This is a genomic window from Paenibacillus sp. J22P51, from assembly GCF_059692215.1.
Genome location: NZ_JCAUAZ010000007.1, coordinates 178844 through 195622 on the forward strand (window position 1 = coordinate 178844; position 16779 = coordinate 195622).

18 protein-coding genes are annotated in these 16779 nt (G+C 43.8%); 15 read left to right on the forward strand and 3 right to left on the reverse strand.

Translation table 11 applies throughout. From position 1 onward, the window contains the following. Positions 1-199: 199 nt before the first annotated feature. Positions 200-1681, forward strand: coding sequence for a L,D-transpeptidase family protein (locus AC58QC_RS17025; RefSeq protein ID WP_497416319.1), 1482 nt, complete (start codon positions 200-202; stop codon positions 1679-1681). Positions 1682-1762: 81 nt separating this feature from the next. On the opposite strand, the gene AC58QC_RS17030 is transcribed toward AC58QC_RS17025, so the two are convergent. Further along, entirely contained in the window at positions 1763-2878 is a 1116-nt protein-coding gene (locus tag AC58QC_RS17030) for an aminopeptidase (RefSeq protein WP_497266323.1), read from the reverse strand. A 168-nt stretch (positions 2879-3046) separates the two neighbouring features. Here AC58QC_RS17030 and AC58QC_RS17035 point away from each other — a divergent pair, with 168 nt between their 5' ends. Next, positions 3047-3589 carry a hypothetical protein gene (locus AC58QC_RS17035; protein ID WP_497416320.1) on the forward strand — a complete coding sequence of 181 codons (543 nt, stop codon included), beginning with the start codon at positions 3047-3049 and terminating at the stop codon, positions 3587-3589. After that, positions 3579-4736: an MFS transporter gene (locus tag AC58QC_RS17040; protein ID WP_497416321.1), complete on the forward strand. Its 1158-nt coding sequence runs from the start codon at positions 3579-3581 to the stop codon at positions 4734-4736. Before AC58QC_RS17035 ends, AC58QC_RS17040 begins: the two co-directional genes overlap by 11 nt. A gap of 53 nt (positions 4737-4789) precedes the next feature. Here AC58QC_RS17040 and udk read toward each other — a convergent pair whose 3' ends face one another. Both udk and AC58QC_RS17050 read right to left on the reverse strand, forming a co-directional pair. Continuing rightward, positions 4790-5425 (reverse strand): uridine kinase, encoded by a 636-nt coding sequence (gene udk / locus AC58QC_RS17045; RefSeq protein WP_497416322.1) that lies wholly within the window; start codon positions 5423-5425, stop codon positions 4790-4792. A 112-nt stretch (positions 5426-5537) separates the two neighbouring features. Further along, complete coding sequence (locus tag AC58QC_RS17050) at positions 5538-5855, reverse strand: hypothetical protein (RefSeq protein WP_497416323.1); 318 nt, start codon at positions 5853-5855, stop codon at positions 5538-5540. A gap of 323 nt (positions 5856-6178) precedes the next feature. Here AC58QC_RS17050 and AC58QC_RS17055 point away from each other — a divergent pair, with 323 nt between their 5' ends. The 12 genes from AC58QC_RS17055 (at position 6179) to AC58QC_RS17110 (ending at position 16762) form a co-directional block, all read left to right on the forward strand. Further along, entirely contained in the window at positions 6179-6559 is a 381-nt protein-coding gene (locus AC58QC_RS17055; RefSeq protein ID WP_497416324.1) for a hypothetical protein, read from the forward strand. 8 nt (positions 6560-6567) lie between these two features. Continuing rightward, positions 6568-8103: a sensor histidine kinase gene (locus AC58QC_RS17060; protein ID WP_497416325.1), complete on the forward strand. Its 1536-nt coding sequence runs from the start codon at positions 6568-6570 to the stop codon at positions 8101-8103. Next, positions 8100-9665, forward strand: coding sequence for a DUF3369 domain-containing protein (locus AC58QC_RS17065; protein ID WP_497416326.1), 1566 nt, complete (start codon positions 8100-8102; stop codon positions 9663-9665). The genes AC58QC_RS17060 and AC58QC_RS17065 overlap by 4 nt, the downstream gene beginning before the upstream one ends. Positions 9666-9951: 286 nt before the next feature. After that, a complete protein-coding gene (locus AC58QC_RS17070) occupies positions 9952-10803 on the forward strand; it encodes a patatin-like phospholipase family protein (protein WP_497416327.1) in 852 nt (283 codons plus the stop codon). A gap of 13 nt (positions 10804-10816) precedes the next feature. Further along, positions 10817-11224, forward strand: coding sequence for a VOC family protein (locus AC58QC_RS17075; RefSeq protein WP_497416328.1), 408 nt, complete (start codon positions 10817-10819; stop codon positions 11222-11224). A gap of 231 nt (positions 11225-11455) precedes the next feature. Next, positions 11456-11869, forward strand: a complete 414-nt coding sequence (locus AC58QC_RS17080; protein ID WP_497416329.1) for a DoxX family protein — start codon at positions 11456-11458, stop codon at positions 11867-11869. Positions 11870-11979: 110 nt separating this feature from the next. Beyond that, complete coding sequence (gene wrbA, locus AC58QC_RS17085) at positions 11980-12594, forward strand: NAD(P)H:quinone oxidoreductase (protein ID WP_497416330.1); 615 nt, start codon at positions 11980-11982, stop codon at positions 12592-12594. 455 nt (positions 12595-13049) lie between these two features. Beyond that, on the forward strand, positions 13050-14105 hold the full coding sequence (locus AC58QC_RS17090; RefSeq protein ID WP_497416331.1) for an ABC transporter substrate-binding protein: 1056 nt from the start codon (positions 13050-13052) through the stop codon (positions 14103-14105). Positions 14106-14133: 28 nt separating this feature from the next. Next, positions 14134-14424 (forward strand): thiamine-binding protein, encoded by a 291-nt coding sequence (locus AC58QC_RS17095; RefSeq protein WP_173109389.1) that lies wholly within the window; start codon positions 14134-14136, stop codon positions 14422-14424. Then, positions 14424-15191, forward strand: a complete 768-nt coding sequence (locus tag AC58QC_RS17100; RefSeq protein ID WP_497416332.1) for an ABC transporter permease — start codon at positions 14424-14426, stop codon at positions 15189-15191. The genes AC58QC_RS17095 and AC58QC_RS17100 overlap by 1 nt, the downstream gene beginning before the upstream one ends. A gap of 19 nt (positions 15192-15210) precedes the next feature. Further along, a complete protein-coding gene (locus AC58QC_RS17105) occupies positions 15211-15987 on the forward strand; it encodes an ABC transporter ATP-binding protein (RefSeq protein ID WP_497416333.1) in 777 nt (258 codons plus the stop codon). Then, positions 15971-16762 carry a TatD family hydrolase gene (locus tag AC58QC_RS17110; RefSeq protein ID WP_497416334.1) on the forward strand — a complete coding sequence of 264 codons (792 nt, stop codon included), beginning with the start codon at positions 15971-15973 and terminating at the stop codon, positions 16760-16762. Before AC58QC_RS17105 ends, AC58QC_RS17110 begins: the two co-directional genes overlap by 17 nt. Positions 16763-16779: the final 17 nt, after the last annotated feature.

The window sequence follows — 16779 nt, forward strand, 5'->3', positions numbered from 1 at the left end:
AACGTAATAAATTAAAAGACGTTTTCGACCAATGCTGAATGGGTTGAGGGCGTCTTTTTTGGTCATTGGTGTACATCGATCGTTCAGCTACAAAAAGGGTTGTCTTTCCATTTATGTCGTGATACAGTATGTATCAGAGATACTAATTGTATCATACAACTGGTGAGACAAGCTAAATTTATGATCGGAGAGGAGCCAAATGATCCGACGAAACCAAAGATTCCGTAACCAGCTCGATGATCACCTCGTCCATTTGCACAAGAATTTGTTCATCAGTCATGCTGATCCGCTCTATCATGAGAAGGTGATTCGTTATTTGGATGCGAACTCGCCGGAAGCACACTTCAATTTGGGACAGAAATTTCGCGAGAAAGGGAATTGGAAAAGAGCTCGTTTACACTATACGGAAGTGCTCAAAACCTATCCCTCGCCTTTCTATTCTGCTGCGAATCGTGCAATTCACATGTTGGATCAGCAACAAGCCGCTCATGTTGCACATCTAGAACAGACGTTGCCAGAGAAGCGAAAGCCATTATTACCTCCATTTATGAAAATGCTGCTGATCGTATTGCTGATTCTAAATGTTCTTTTGGTATTGTTCTTAGTTGGTGATCATTCGATCTCTCGGACGATTTCCAAAATGAAAATTTGGGGAGTAGGCACTCAGGTCACCTACGAAACGGTGGACAAGCCTTTTATTCTGTATCTATCGCCAGAGACGGCAAGTTCAGAAATCGAAAAGAAGCTTCATGCGCAAGCCTTGGTTCTGGCAAAGGAAATACCGAACGCGAATATAATGATTTACGGGATTGTGTCTGATGATAACAGGGATAAAGGAAAAACCATGCTGCTGACCAATGAGGACGATATCAAACGTGCGATTGTCGTCGCTACTTATCAACCAGATGCAGACGCCCTAGTTCACATCCGATTTCTGAACGCAGAATTTGAAGAGCACCAACCGCTTAGCGCGATTGGTGCTAATTTAGTTCGAACCGCTTTGGAATCATATAAGAAGGATACAGGACAAGCCCCTCCACAAATAGATAAATTGCTGCAGGATTATCCCAATAATTATTTAAGCTTCATCCCAATTGAAGCCGCTTCAGGCTCGAATGCGATTACAGAAGTGTACAATGGGGATGGGGGATGGGTTTACGATCTCAAAGCGCCAGATGTCGTGCACATGTTCTATGCGAATACATCTGGAGGAGTTGGGGTTCCTTATGACCCCATCCATCTCGAAGTCAATAAGGGTGACTATCAATTGAAGCTCGTTAGCGGCCCGTATTTGCTCTGGGAGAAAGAAGTCGGACTCGGTTCATCTGGGAGCACACCAGAAGGCGAATTTCGGGTCGTAGACCGCGTGCAACAGCCCAGGGGGAAGACAATGCAGAGCTATGGTGATGCAGGTCTAGGACTAGGCGCAATCGCTTTACACGGGACGTATGATGAGAGTTCCATCGGAGGGAATAAATCATTGGGCTGTATTCGTTTGACGAATGAGGACATCCAGCAGGTATTTCCATTCGTACCCAAGGGAGCCGAGGTGCGAATACTTTCCACTGATCATACCTCCAAGCCACTTGGTCAGGTGAATCAAACCTCACGACTCATCCCGGCAAGCTTGCCCAAGCATTCGGAATCCGCGGAACAGGTCATTTTCCATTGGTTGGGATAAAAAAGCAGCTGAAGCTTACCGAGAGAATCTTCTCGTAAGTCTCAACTGCTTTTTTAATTTGACGCTTATTGCTATAGTTAACTACATTAAGTTTTCTGGATTCAGCTTCTCCAGCTCAGGAATGACGAATCGGCCGTCCTTACGAATAAGTACATCGTCGAAGTAAATTTCGCCGCCGCCATATTCAGGTCGTTGAATGAGGACCATATCCCAGTGAACGGAAGAACGATTGGTGTTATCCGCAGTTTCATAGGCTTGACCTGGTGTAAAATGAATGCTGCCGTCAATTTTCTCATCAAACAAGATATCCTTCATCGGATGTTGAATGTAAGGGTTCACGCCAATCGCGAATTCGCCGATGAAGCGAGCGCCATCATCTGTATCCAGGATCTCGTTAAGCTTCTTGGTATCGTTACTGGTCGCGTTAATGATGCGCCCGTTTTCGAAGGTTAGCACAATGTTCTCGAAGGATGTGCCCGAATAGATGGTTGGCGTATTATAACTAATGACGCCATTTACGGAATCTTTCACAGGCGCAGTGTAAACCTCGCCATCCGGGATGTTGCGACGTCCGGAACAAGGAACAGCTCCGATCCCTTTGATCGAGAAGCTGAGGTCCGTATTTTTGGCTACTAAACGAACGCGATCTGTGCGATTCATGAGATCAACAAGGGATTCCATCGCCTTCGCCATTTTGCTGTAATCCAGGTTACATACATTAAAGTAGAAATCCTCAAATGCTTCCGTGCTTTTACCAGCCAGCTGCGCCATAGAAGGGTTCGGGTAGCGCATAACGACCCATTTGGTGTTATTAATGCGCTCGTCGAAGATGGGACGCTGGAAGTACTTGAGGAATAGCTTCATTTGCTCATCAGGCACATCGGAGGATTCTGTAATGTTATCTCCGCTGCGAACAGCCACGTAAGCATCCATTTGTTTCATCCGAGCAAGCTCAATGTCAGACCACGCACTGAATTGTGCTTGTGTGCCCTTCATTTGCAGGCTCCGCGTGATGGCAGGATCGCGCAATTCGATGAACGGGTTACCACCAGCGGCATAAACTTCCTCAATTAAACATTTCGCAAGCTCTGGGTCTTTAACGCCAATCATTTCAATCAATATGTTCTCACCGGGCTGAAGACTCACGGAATATCGAATAATGTTTCGGGCAAAAGTTTGTAGTCTCGGATCTCTCATTCTGTAGGTCTCCCTTAATAAAAAATACGTACCCCCAAATTATAGCGCAACGCGTTCACGTAATCCAATCGAGTCAATGGCTTCATGGAGATGGAAGGGGTATACTACTCATAAGAGTAAGAAGTTTAAATATGTCAACTTAGTGTAAAACAACTAGAGGAGGACGCTATGGCAAGAGATCAAATCAAGGTACCCTTCGGGTATGAACCCCCGGCAGAAACACAGAAGGGAACCGTCTTGATATTCGAAACATTCGAAGACTGGACAGCGTATGAGATGCGCACTTTTATTGCTTGGGCAGAGGAACGGAAATTCGTGCGTGTAATCTTTTATCCACAGCATGAGGAAACGCTGCGCAGGATGGATATTCGAGCGGAAATGCCTTACTATGCCCGTGTGAAGCATCTTGAAGAGCTTCTGGAGGATGTAGATACAACCCTTCAAGTAGAAGTGGATAAATGGGAAGGAAAGCGTAAGAAATACACGCCGTTAGATACGTCGTTAAGCTTTCTGGCAGAGAAATCTCCAGGCCCTCATTTTATTTGTATGAGTGATCGTTACGCGAACCTATTCATTACATATCCATCCTTCAAGGAGTGGATTAAAAAAGCAAGACTCGTCATATTTACGCATTTCCGTGTTCCCCTTCATGGCAAGCTAAATGACTATGCCGAGAGATGGGAAACGGTGGATTTTGGGAATGGCTCTTAAATTATTGCGCTCCAATTATCAATTAACGACATTAATAATGGTGATCATCGTGGCGGGGATGAGTCAAGGAATGCTCTTACCGCTGCTCACGATTTTGCTGGATCGATCAGGTGTTTCAACAGATGCCAACGGGGTAAACGCCGCTGCACTTTATATTGGAATTTTCGCGACGATGTTCTTCATCGAGAAGCCCGTAAGAAGATATGGCTATAAACCCGTCATTATGATTGGGATGAGCTTAATCATTATCGCCAATTGCTTATTCCCAGTGTGGCAGCAGGTTGGCTTTTGGTTTGTACTGAGGCTTCTAGTGGGAATTGGCGATAGCGCTTTGCATTTTGCCACACAACTCTGGATCGTAGCCTCCAGTCCGAAGGAGAAGAGAGGACGCAATATCTCCCTCTACGGGATGGCCTATGGCGTTGGGTTTAGTTTAGGGCCATTAGGGATTACTTTGCTAAAAGCAGGGATTTGGGCGCCATTTATGGTGACAAGTTGCTTCTTTCTATTGATTCTATTGCTTCTTACGAGGCTCAAGAATGAGAAGCCCGAGCGAGCCGAGCGTGCGGAAGCTGCACATAAACGGGCAACGACAGTTATTTCGCTAGCGTGGTTTCCGCTTATCACATCTTTGCTCTTTGGCTACATGGAAGCTGCGATGAACAGCAATTTTCCTCTTTACGGGCTTCGTATCGGTATTTCGGAGTCGACAATCGGCTTACTACTCCCCGTAACGGGTATCGGAGGGCTTATCATGCAGCTCCCGCTGGGGATATGGAGTGATCGCGTAGGTCGAAAGCCAATCCTGATGGGGACGGCCATAGTTGGAGCTCTCGCCTTCAGTTGTGTGCCCTTTGTAGGCACGAACTTATGGGGACTTGGGCTTTGTTTAGGCGTAGCAGGTGGCATGGTAGGCTCCTTCTTTTCGTTGGGCCTCGCGTATGCGGCTGATATTCTACCGCGTCATTTGCTGCCAACAGCCAATATTATTGCCTCGATCCAATATAGTGTAGGGAGTATCATCGGCCCCTTAGTTGGAGGGATGGCACTTCACTATTTGAGTGTAGTCAGCATTTTCTACTTTCTTGGCCTTGTATACTTGTTGTTTGGGCTCTCAGGGTTCATTTTCAAAGCTCGTACAACATGAAAAGAGCCACTTTCCTTGTTTGGAAGGAAGGTGGCTTTTCTTGATTTCCTATTTTAGCCGATTTCGTAATTAGCAGCTTGATCGGTCATATAGCGTTCTGTCAAAATTGTAAGCAGTGAGATGCCGATTTGATTTTCTCCGCCCTCAGGAATGATGATGTCCGCGTATTTCTTCGATGGTTCGATAAAAGCATCATGCATCGGCTTAACCGTCGTTAAATATTGATCGAAAACGGATTGCAAGGACCTCCCTCGTTCATTAATATCGCGAGATAGACGACGGAGGACACGGACATCTGGATCTGTATCAACGAAAACTTTGATATTCAGCGCGCCGCGCAGCTCTTCATCCGTTAAAACGTGGATACCTTCAAGGAGCACAATCGGCTTAACATCAACGCGAATCGTTTCTTGTGAGCGTGCATGCTGGGTGAAATCGTAGACAGGAATGTCAACGGGTTGCCCGCTTTTCAACATTTGCAAATGCTGAAGGAGCAATTCATTTTCAAAAGCACGAGGATGATCATAATTAATGCGTTCCCGCTCTTCGAAAGTAAGACCGCTATGATGAAGATAATAATTATCTTGTGAAATTAAGGTCACATTCGTGGACCCGAGCTTTGTAATGATTGATCTAGCTACTGTTGTTTTACCTGAACCGGTACCTCCGGCAATTCCAATCACGAGCATGTATGTAGTGCCTCCCCAAATAACTTGAAAACCTTCCTACGTAGTTTAACATAATGTGTACATAAAAAGAAAAAGCGATCGAATATCGATCACTTTTGGGAGAGATAAGCTGTTATCGAATCTGCTTAGGTGTATGAAACTTCTCTTGATTAGCCTCGATATCCTGAGCGGCCTGGTTCAATTGCTCGAAGGTTTGCTTGATTTGCTGCCCAAACTGATCGTTTGCAAACTCTGCTAATTGTCTTTGTGCTGACTGAACCTGCTGGTCTGCTTGAACAAGTGCGGCTTGAGCGGATTGGATGGCATGTGGATTGGCTTCTGTTATGGCGACTTGCAGCTCATGCTGGGCGGCTTGTGCTTGAAGAATGGCATGATCAGCGGCGTCAATGGCGTGCTGAACTGGCTGTTGATGCTGATTGGTTCCTGTCATGGGGGGAGACCTCCTATGGGTTCATAATGAAAAGGGAGAAGCTATGAAAAGCGACTTTACTACATTGCGCCAAAACTGGGGAAATCATTCGGTTTCGGGAAATGAAATTATTTCCTGGGTAAGCGCAAAATGTGAGCGTTATCATGAAGATTCGACATTAATTGTCAGACAATTTTGAATAAAAAAACTATTCATCGAAGCACCCGTAATCTTACACATGTTTCCAAAATAAAAGTGGACAAACTCCTTGATTATTCTTAAGCTAGAGAGGATAGTCTTTTTGACATGATTAGACAAAAAACATCTTCACGGAGGATGACATAATGAATAAGTTCAAAAGTTTTTATTTACTTACAGCGTTAACAATCGTTATTTCCGGTTGTGGTTCAGCCAAGACAACCACGTCAACAACAGCTTCGTATACACCAACTTTAGAGGTCTCGAATGTTGTGAAAGACGATACTGTGACCTTAGATCTGACAACGGATCTCAAATTATCTAAGGAGCATTACGATCAACAACGTGTTGAAGGTGAAGGACATGTTCATATATCGTTGGATAAAGGTGAGAAGATTGTTGTTACAACTAAACAAAAGGTATTGGATCATTTGAGCAAAGGAACGCATGAAGTGAAGGTCTCTTTACATAATAATGACCACACGCCATACGATGTTAGCAAAACAGTTACGTTTGAAGTGAAGTAGGTGTGACCATGCCTTTTCTTCAAAAGAAGCTCAGCTTGCAAAGACGCATCGTGTTACTCGTCACAATTGTTACTGTTGGGATGATTTCGACAATGATGGTGTTTGATACCATCAGTCTCAATCAATCGATTCGAAAAGCTTATGTGAGTCAAATTAGCGGCATGACGATTGCCATAAACGGGCGCTACGAAGAGTCAAGATCCATCACAGATATTCAACAGATATTTGATTACATTCAATATAAGAATAATCGTGTTCTGGATATGAAGCTGTATGACAAACAAGGGAAAGTTCTAGCGGCTTCAAATCGTAAGGAAATTGGAACGATACTGAACCCATCTAACCTTGTGATTCCGAAGCAAGACAACACAATTGTTGACCGTATCCCCATGGCGGAGAATGATAAGCCGATCGTACGATTGACTGCACCCCTGCAAGAAGATGGCGCTGTTGTTGGTGCTGTTGAGGTTATTTTCGACTCTTCAGAGGAAGAGTTGCTGCTTAAACAAAGAACGAAGCTTATTCTGATCGTTGGACTCAGCATTGCTCTCATCTTATCCACGTTACTATGGCTCATTCTTCGTTTCATAGTCATCCGTCCATTAAGTCGGTTGCGAGAGGCAGCTGTCATCGTGAAACAGGGCGGGGATTTGCCCAAGTTGCAATTCAAAGCATCGCCGGAAATAGATGAGGTTTCGGAAGCTTTCAATGATATGGTAAGAAATTTGGATGAACGCTATCAGGAGCTTGGGCAGGCATTGAATACCTTGCAAGTTACACAAGATCAGCTGGTCCATTCAGAGAAAATGGGTGCGTTGGGCAATTTAGTTGCCGGTGTGTCGCATGAAATTAACACTCCAATTGGGATTGGTGTAACTGCAATTACATATCTAGAACAGAAAACGAAACAATTTCAATCTTTATATGAGTCTGGGAAGATGAAGAAATCGGATTTAGAGCAATTTCTGTCCATTACTCACGAGACGAATGCCATGGTTCATTCGAATTTGGAGCGCGCTTCGTCGCTGGTAAGAAGCTTCAAACAGATTTCCGTCGATCAAAGTGTGGAAATGAAGCGTACTTTTCTTTTGAAAGAATATGTTGAAGGAATTATTGCAAGCTTGAAGCCAACACTTAAGAAAACCCAGATACACTTAGACGTATTCTGCGACGAGCGTCTTCAGTTATACACGTATCCTGGCGCATTATCTCAAATCATTACGAATTTAGTTATGAACTCATTGAATCATGCTTATGATGCTGAAGATGAAGGCAACTTATGTATTCGTGTTATTGATAATCCCGACCATATCCTGCTTGCTTATTCCGATGATGGCAAAGGGATGACCGAAGATGTGTTGGATCGCATTTTTGATCCTTTCTTCACCACTAGCCGCGGACAAGGCGGGACAGGCTTAGGGATGAATATCGTTTATAACCTCGTAAAAGAATCCTTAAATGGCACGATTCAATGTTCCAGTGTAATCGGGCAAGGCAGCTTATTTATGATAACAATCCCCAAAGAGGAGGAAGCTGAGCTATGACTAAGGAAGTGGAGTCTATCGATGAGGATGAGCTTCTTTTTGCTGCAGAGGAAGACGATGAAGTTGCAAGCCAAAGGTCAATGGAGCAAGATCCGTGGATCGTACTTATTGTAGATGACGAGAAACAAATCCATCAAGTGACGAAAATGGTACTGCAGGATTTCGAATTTGCTGGAAGAAAATTGGAGTTTCATAGCGCGTTCTCTGCGTTGGAAGCTAAACATCTATTGAGAGAGCAACCGCAAACAGCCCTTGTTTTATTAGACGTTGTAATGGAATACGAGGATGCTGGCTTGCAGATCGTTAAATTTATTCGTGAAGAATTGAATAACCAAGCTGTACGCATTATTTTGCGCACTGGCCAGCCTGGCCAAGCCCCTGAGAGAACTGTCATCATGGATTATGACATTAATGATTACAAAGAAAAGACTGAGCTGACCTCACAGAAGTTATTCACCACCGTAGTTACAGCACTGCGTTCCTTTCGAGATATCAAAACGATTGAAAAAAGCAGAATTGGCTTAGAAGAAATTATTAAGTCATCGGCTACTTTATTTGAATTGCAGTCGATGAAAAAATTTGCATCCGGTGTATTGACCCAAATGACCTCCATCGTAAATTTACATAAGAATGCCATTCATTGCAGCTTCGCCGTGACTAAGGGTGTTGAGGATATTTATATTCTTGCGGCAAGCGGGGATTATGCAGCGAATCAAGATGCGAGAGCGCGTGATGTAGTTCCTGAGGATGTACTAGTGGAAATTGAGCTAGCGTTTCAGACTCGCAAAAGCAGTTTTGCTGCGGATCGTTTCGTCATCTATTTCCAGAGCAAGATGGGAATGGAAAACGTGATTTTTATGAATGGGTTTAATGCCCTTAGCGAATGGGAGCATTACCTCGTAGATATTTATTGTGCGAACGTGTCGGTTGCCTTCGAGAATATTTATCTGAACAATGAGCTCGAAAGCACGCAGCAGGAAATCATTTATACCATGGGTGAAATCACAGAGACTCGGTCACAAGAGACAGGACATCATGTGAAAAGAGTAGCTGAATATTCGCGGTTGTTAGCCTTGAAATACGGCTTGTCTGAGCAGGAAGCTGAAATTATTCGATTAGCAACGCCAATGCATGATGTAGGTAAGGTTGGGATACCTGATGCGATCCTGAATAAACCAGGCCCACTGACCACTGAAGAATTCGAAATCATGAAGACTCATTCTAATCTAGGCTATGAAATGCTTAAGCATTCGAATAAGAAAGTGCTGCACGCCGCGGCGATTATTGCCCATCAGCATCATGAACGATTTGATGGGACAGGTTATCCACAAGGGCTTGATGGGGACAATATTCACCTGTATGGTCGAATAACAGCCCTAGCAGATGTTTTTGATGCCCTGTGCAGCGATCGTGTTTATAAGAAGGCATGGGAATTAGATCGTGTATTAGATTTATTGAAATCTGAACGCGGTAAACATTTTGACCCCGTCATTGTAGATCTCTTTCTAAGCAATCTGGATGAATTTCTGGTCATCAAAGAATTGTATAAAGAAAATCGTTAGTCACCTTAAGGATTTCTGAATGCTTACAAACCCTTGTCCTTTCTTAGGAACAAGGGTTTTTGTCAATTTTAATGTACGGTTACAGAGAACTGAGATTGAAAAGTTGACGTACACGTTAAATTTCGGCAAAAATACGGTTGAACTGTGATTTCCCTCAATTAGTCAAAGAAAGTAGGATGAAATCTTCATCTTTGTCTCATTTTCGAAGAAAGAAGCCCGTTTCTTTTAATTTACAATTCCTGTATGCTAGAAAGGGGCTTGAGACAGACAGAAAGAAGGTGTCACCATGGAAGGAATTGGACTCGTACTGGAAGGCGGAGGTATGCGAGGCGTATACACCGCAGGAGTCTTGGAATACTTTATGGAGCAGGATTTATATTTCCCCTATGTGGTTGGTGTTTCAGCGGGGGCATGCAATGCCGTTTCATATATTTCTAAACAACCTGGGCGGAATAAAAAAGTAACAATCGGGTATATCGCGGATCCCCGTTATTTAAGCTATCGTAATTTATTGCGCAGCAAAAGTATATTTGGTATGGATTTTATTTTTAATGAACTGCCGAACCGGCTAGTGCCATTTGACTATGACACGTTCTATGCCTCCTCGCAGCAATTTGCTATTGGTACAACAGATGCGCATACAGGGGAGCCGATTTATTTCACGAAGCATGAACTGCAGCAGCAAACAATGCCAATCGTGCAAGCTTCGAGCTCTTTGCCTTTTGTAGCTACGCCGATACATTATGAGGGAAGAACCTTATTTGATGGCGGATTGGTTGATCCGATCCCCGTTCAGAAATCGGTCGCTGACGGCAATAAAAAGCATATAATTGTATTGACTAAGGAGCTTGGTTACCGCAAACGGCCATTCAAGCAGCGCTGGTTGGCGAAAAGCTTCTATCCTAAATATAACGGCTTAGTAGATGTGCTTGTGAATCGCAGTGAGATTTACAATAACACCTTAGAAACGATTGAACGCATGGAAGCAGATGGAAGTGCGTTCATCATCCGACCTTCAACCAAAGTGGAAGTTGGACGGATGGAGAAAGATCCGCGCAAGCTGGAGAAATTGCATGAGCTTGGGTATGAAGATGCGAAGAGGCTAGGGCAGCAGTTAAAAGATTGGTTAATCCACTAGGAGGTTGTAAGTAGTGAGCGAAGGGAAGCAAAAGGTTAAGCCATTTTTGATGTTTGAGGGTCAGGCTGAGGAAGCGATGAATTTCTATACCTCGGTATTTGATCAATCTGAGATTGTCAGCATTCAGCGCTATGGTCCCGAAGGACCTGGACCTGAAGGAAGTGTTGTGAAAGCGACTTTCTCTATTCATGGACAACAAATTATGTGTAGTGACAGTCCGGTTCAGCACGCCTTTACCTTTACACCTTCGATATCCTTGTTTGTGACTTGCGATACGGTCGAGGAAATTAATCGCGTATTTGAAACGCTATCACAAGACGGCAAAATCTACATGGGCTTAGATGCTTACCCTTTTAGCGAAAGATTCGGTTGGGTAGGCGATCGCTTCGGTGTAACTTGGCAGTTGAGTCTTGTTAAATAGGTTCGATAATTGAATGTTGTGCTGTAAGTGAAACCACTTTCCACCTATGGAAGGTGGTTTTTGTGTTATAAAAATAACAATTAAAGGTGTCCGATTTGTGCTTATGCCGAGACCGTTTCCTTGTTTTTAATAAATTATTTTAAAGTTACTTGACAAAAGTAAGTTAGTTACAGTATCATACAAACATAAAGTTTATAACTTTAAAAAAGTTAGTAAAAAGGAGGCAAAAAAGTGAGGAATTATCATCATATTGGTACATTGATATTAAGATTATTGCTGGGAATAACCTTCTTTGCTCATGGGGTTTATAAGTATCAAGGAGGTATTGGCAATATTGCTGGTTGGTTCGAAAGTATCGGGATTCCGGGCTATATGGCATATGTAGTTGCAACTATAGAAATTATAGGAGGAATTGCACTGATTCTGGGCTTCGGTACACGTATTATGTCCGCGCTATTGGCCATAATCCTCCTAGTTGCTACTTTCAAAGTGAAATTAGCAGTCGGATTCTTCGGAAATGGTCAAATGGCTGGATACGAACTTGATCTTACTATGATAGGGATTGCTATTTATCTTTTCTTAAATGGAAGTTATTCACTTTCTATTGATTCTTTTTTCAAAAAGGATCAAAAAATAGCAAAATAAGCGTTAGCTTCTGTATAAAGTCTTTCAAGTTAATAATATGCTGGTGGTGTTTTGGAATGGGTTTTCTCGATAAAATCTTTGGAAATAGAACAAAAAAGGAGCATATAAGCATGTCAAATATAAAACTTGCAGTTATTTACTACAGTTCAACAGGTACTAATCTTCAACTTGCCAATTGGGCGGCAGAAGGTGGAATTGAAGCAGGAGCGGAAGTTAGAGTCCTAAAGATTCCTGAACTTGCCCCGCAAGCTGTCATTGAGTCAAATCCAGTTTGGAAGGGGCATGTTGAAGCAACTAAACATATCCCAACAGTCACTTTAGAAGATTTAGAGTGGGCAGATGCCATTGTTTTTAGCATTCCAACTCGTTTTGGCAATATGCCTGGCCAAGTGAAACAATTTATTGACACAACAGGTGGTTTATGGTTTCAAGGAAAACTCGCCAATAAAGTTGTAAGTGCAATGACATCCGCTCAAAACTCACATGGTGGTCAAGAGCAAACGATTCTTTCTTTATATACTTCTATGTATCATTGGGGGGCAATTGTTGTAGCACCTGGTTATACAGATCCAGTTATTTTCTCTTCCGGTGGAAATCCTTATGGTACCAGTGTTACTGTTGATCAATCCGGTAAAATCGTTGAAGATGCTGAGAAGTCGGTAAAACATCAGGCGAAGCGTACAGTTAATGTAGCTCGCGCAATTAAAGCAGGCTTGATAAGCTAAGTATTCAATAAATAGGTGGAAGAAGGCTGTTATCTACAGCCTTTTTTTATTTTAGTTCATTTTTATATTACTTAAACTCAAAAAAATGTATTTACTAAGAACGATCGGCGAAAGATAACTTGCTTATTTATAGTAGTAGGGGTATATTAATGTAAATTGAATAGCAACCTTCCGGGAGCTTGAGTAGTCAGGCTGAGAGTGCGGGATATACCGCTGACCGTTCGATCTGATCTAGATAATGCTAGTGCAGAGAATGATTGTACACGACCAAAAGTGTGCTAATGTCAACGTATACGCCGCGAGAGACCTATTGTCTTTAGCGGCTTTTTTATGTCTATTAACTCTTAGGGAATGCCAGCGTAGAAGTCTCATATAAATGCAAATCCATCGATGGTATCGATTGGAAATATCATTTTCTACACATGGCGCTTCCGGATAACGGGGGGCTTTTTCTTATGGGTACATCAAGAGACGCAGAGAGGGGAAAAAAAGAAATGAAATGGAACAAAATAGCACCACTTGTACTTGTCAGCTTTACAGTATTTATGGCAGGCTGCGGCAGCGATGACGCGAAGTCTGTTCAACCAACGAATGGAGCCAAAAAGCTGACCGACGTGAAGGTTGTCCTTGATTGGACACCAAATACGAACCATACGGGACTGTATGTCGCGAAGGATCAAGGTTTTTTTGAGCAAGAGGGCTTAAATGTGCAAATCATAGCGCCAGGTGAAGGCGGAGCTGATACGATGGTCGCTTCTGGTGCGGCTGAGTTTGGTGTGAGCTATCAAGAAAGCATTACGCAAGGAAGAATTCAAGGCGTGCCGTTAGTCTCGATTGCAGCAATTATTCAACATAATACGTCTGGCTTTGCTTCACCAGTTGCAAAGAACATTAAAACACCTAAGGATTTCGAGAACAAATCTTACGGCGGCTGGGGAGCCCCTGCTGAAAGTGCGATGATCGATTCATTAATGCAATCCGAGAAGGCAGATGCGACGAAGGTGAAAATGGTCAATATCGGCGATGCGGACTATTTTACAGCGGTCAAACGCGATATCGATTTCGCTTGGATTTACTATGCGTGGACAGGTGTCGATGCAGAACTTCGCGGTGAGCCGCTCAACATGATTTATTTAAACAAATATTCGGATAAACTGGATTATTATACTCCGGTTCTGGCGACTAATGAGAAGATGATTTCATCGAAACCAGAAATCGTTAAGGCATTCGTAGCAGCAGCTTCCAAAGGCTATCAATATGCGATTACGAAGCCTGAAGATGCGGCTAATATTCTGATCAAAGCCGTGCCAGATCTTGATCCTAAATTGGTCGTTGCCAGTCAAAAATGGTTAAGTCCACGCTACCAAGACGACGCAGCTCGTTGGGGCGAACAGAAGAAATCCGTGTGGGAAAATTACGCCACTTGGATGCTGGACCACAAGCTTTTGGAGAAAAAGCTGGACGTGGATGCGGCATTTACGAATACATTTTTACCCGGCAGTTCGAAATAATTCCGTGTCCTAAAAGAGGAGAATTCAAATGGCTAATGCACTTGTCAGTATTCAAATCATTCCAAAAACGGTGAATGGCGAAGATGTTATTCCTTATGTAGATCGTGCGATCGAAGTGATCGCGAAGTCTGGTGTCAAATATTTCGTCTCCCCTCTGGAGACGACAATGGAGGGTGAGCTGGATCAGCTCCTTCTGATTATCCAAGATATGAATACTGCGATGATTGAAATGGGCAGCCCGAACGTTATTTCACAAGTGAAAATTTACTTCAATCCGTCCGGAGCTTCGATGGACAAACTGACGGAGAAATACAGATAATGAACATCCATCGCTGGATCAAAGCAGGATGGCCGCCACTAGTGGTAGTCATCCTTCTGTTGTTTATTTGGCAGCTTGCTGTTACGTGGGGAGGGGCTGCCGATTGGTTGCTTCCGAGTCCACTCAAAATATGGCGGGACGGCACAACAGATATGCCGCGCGTGTGGATGCACATGTGGGCAACAGTCCGCTTAATGTGCATTGGGTTTAGTGTGGGAGCCCTTGGCGGAGTTCTCGTTGCCAGTGTATTACATAGGCTGCCATTCGTTAAGGCGGGCTTTTACCCATTGTTAATTCTGTCTCAAAATATCCCTGTCATCGCGCTAGGTCCGCTGTTAATTATTTTATTTGGTTTTGGCCTTTTACCTAAAATAATATTGATTTCACTTGTCTGTTTCTTTCCTGTGACGATGTCAACGCTAGATGGCTTTATGCAGACTGATCGCAGCATGTACAACTACATGCAAATGATTGGTGCTTCGAAACGCCAAATTTTCTATAAATTAGAGCTACCACACGCGCTGCCATTCCTATTTACGGGACTCAAAATATCGGCCACTTATAGTGTCATGGGAGCTGTTATCGCCGAATGGTTAGGCGGAAATGTGGGGCTCGGCTATTATATGATTTTACAAAAGTCAGCTTTCCGTGCAGATCGCGAATTTGTGGCCATCGGGATCATCGTAATACTGAGCTTACTTTTTTTCTGGCTGATTGCAGGGGTAGAGAAGCTCGTCATTCGTTGGAACGTCAAACGTTCTTCTTAGAAGAGGAGGAGCTGTATCCATGAGCAAATTAAAGCTTACAGGGATCGGGCACGTATTCCCGAGCAAAAAAGGGCAAGTTTCCGTGCTTGCCGATATCCATCTGCATGTCGAGCAAGGGGAGTTCGTTTCCATTATTGGCCCATCAGGCAGTGGCAAGAGTACCTTATTCCATATCATAGGTGGACTCGTTCGGCCGACTTCTGGAGAAGTTTGGCTAGATGACGAGAAGGTGACGGGTAAAAAGGGGTTAATTTCTTACATGCCGCAGCAGCCGGCTTTGTTCCCCTGGCGCTCCATTGAGGAAAATGTGGCGCTTGGGCAGGAAGTGGCAGGGGAGTCGCGCAGTTCGGCGATTGCCAAAGCCAGAGAATGGCTTCCCAAAGTTGGCTTAAGCGGTTACGAACGGGAGCTTCCACATGTTCTCTCAGGTGGGATGCAGCAGCGTGTTTCGTTTCTGCGAGCTTTGTTAAGTCCACAAGAGCTCATGTGCTTAGACGAGCCATTTGGCTCTTTAGATGCGTTAACACGTCAAGATATGCAGGCGTGGCTGATTAACATTTGGGAACAAAATAAACGCTCTATTCTATTTGTAACGCATAGTATCGAGGAAGCGCTCTTTCTTTCGGATCGCATCTATGTGCTTTCTAATAAGCCTGCCAGCGTCTTGGAAGAGGTGAAGGTTCCTTTCGCAAGACCACGACAGGAAGCTGTTCTGCAAGAACCGGCTTTTTTATCCCTCAGACAGCATATTCAAGGACTTTTGCGACGGGAGAAAACAAATGATGCTAGCGATTGATGCACATATTCATCTCGATATGTATACGGAAGAATCAGCACAGGCGATAATAGCAGATTTGGAAGCTTCACAGGTGCTGGCGTTGATTGCGGTGTCCAGACATCTGGACTCCTGTAAAGCCACGAAGTTATTGCAGTTACTAGCACCAGACCGTGTCTTTGCGGCTTATGGGTTTCATCCTGAGCAGGTACTGCCAACGGAAGATCAGTTGGAGGCATTAATTTGCTGGATGGGTGAGCATGCGAACGAATTGATCGCAGTTGGGGAAATTGGGCTGCCTTATTACACGCGCATAGAGGCGGAAGGAGCGGGGCAAGTTTTCAACTTGACGCCTTACATTCACCTGCTGGAGCGATTCTTGCAGCTAGCTGCTGAATGGGACAAGCCCGTTGTTCTTCATGCGGTGTATGAAGATGCTGAGATCGTATGTGACATGCTAGCGAAATATAAGATCAAAAGAGCGCATTTTCACTGGTTCAAAGGGTCGGACGAAACAGTGGAGCGTATGATAAGCGCTGGTTATTATATATCGATCACGCCGGATGTCCTCTATGAGGATGAAATTAGAGCGCTTGTTCGTAATTATCCATTAGCTTACATGATGGTTGAAACAGATGGTCCTTGGCCGTTTGAGGGGCCATTCGCAGGTAAAGAGACACATCCTCGCATGATTCATGCTGTTATTGAGCAAATTGCCGAGTTGAAAGGATTGTCCTTAGAAGAAACGGCTTCCATCTTACTGGCAAACACCCAAAGCTATTATCAGTTGTCATAATCATGACATCGCTAAAT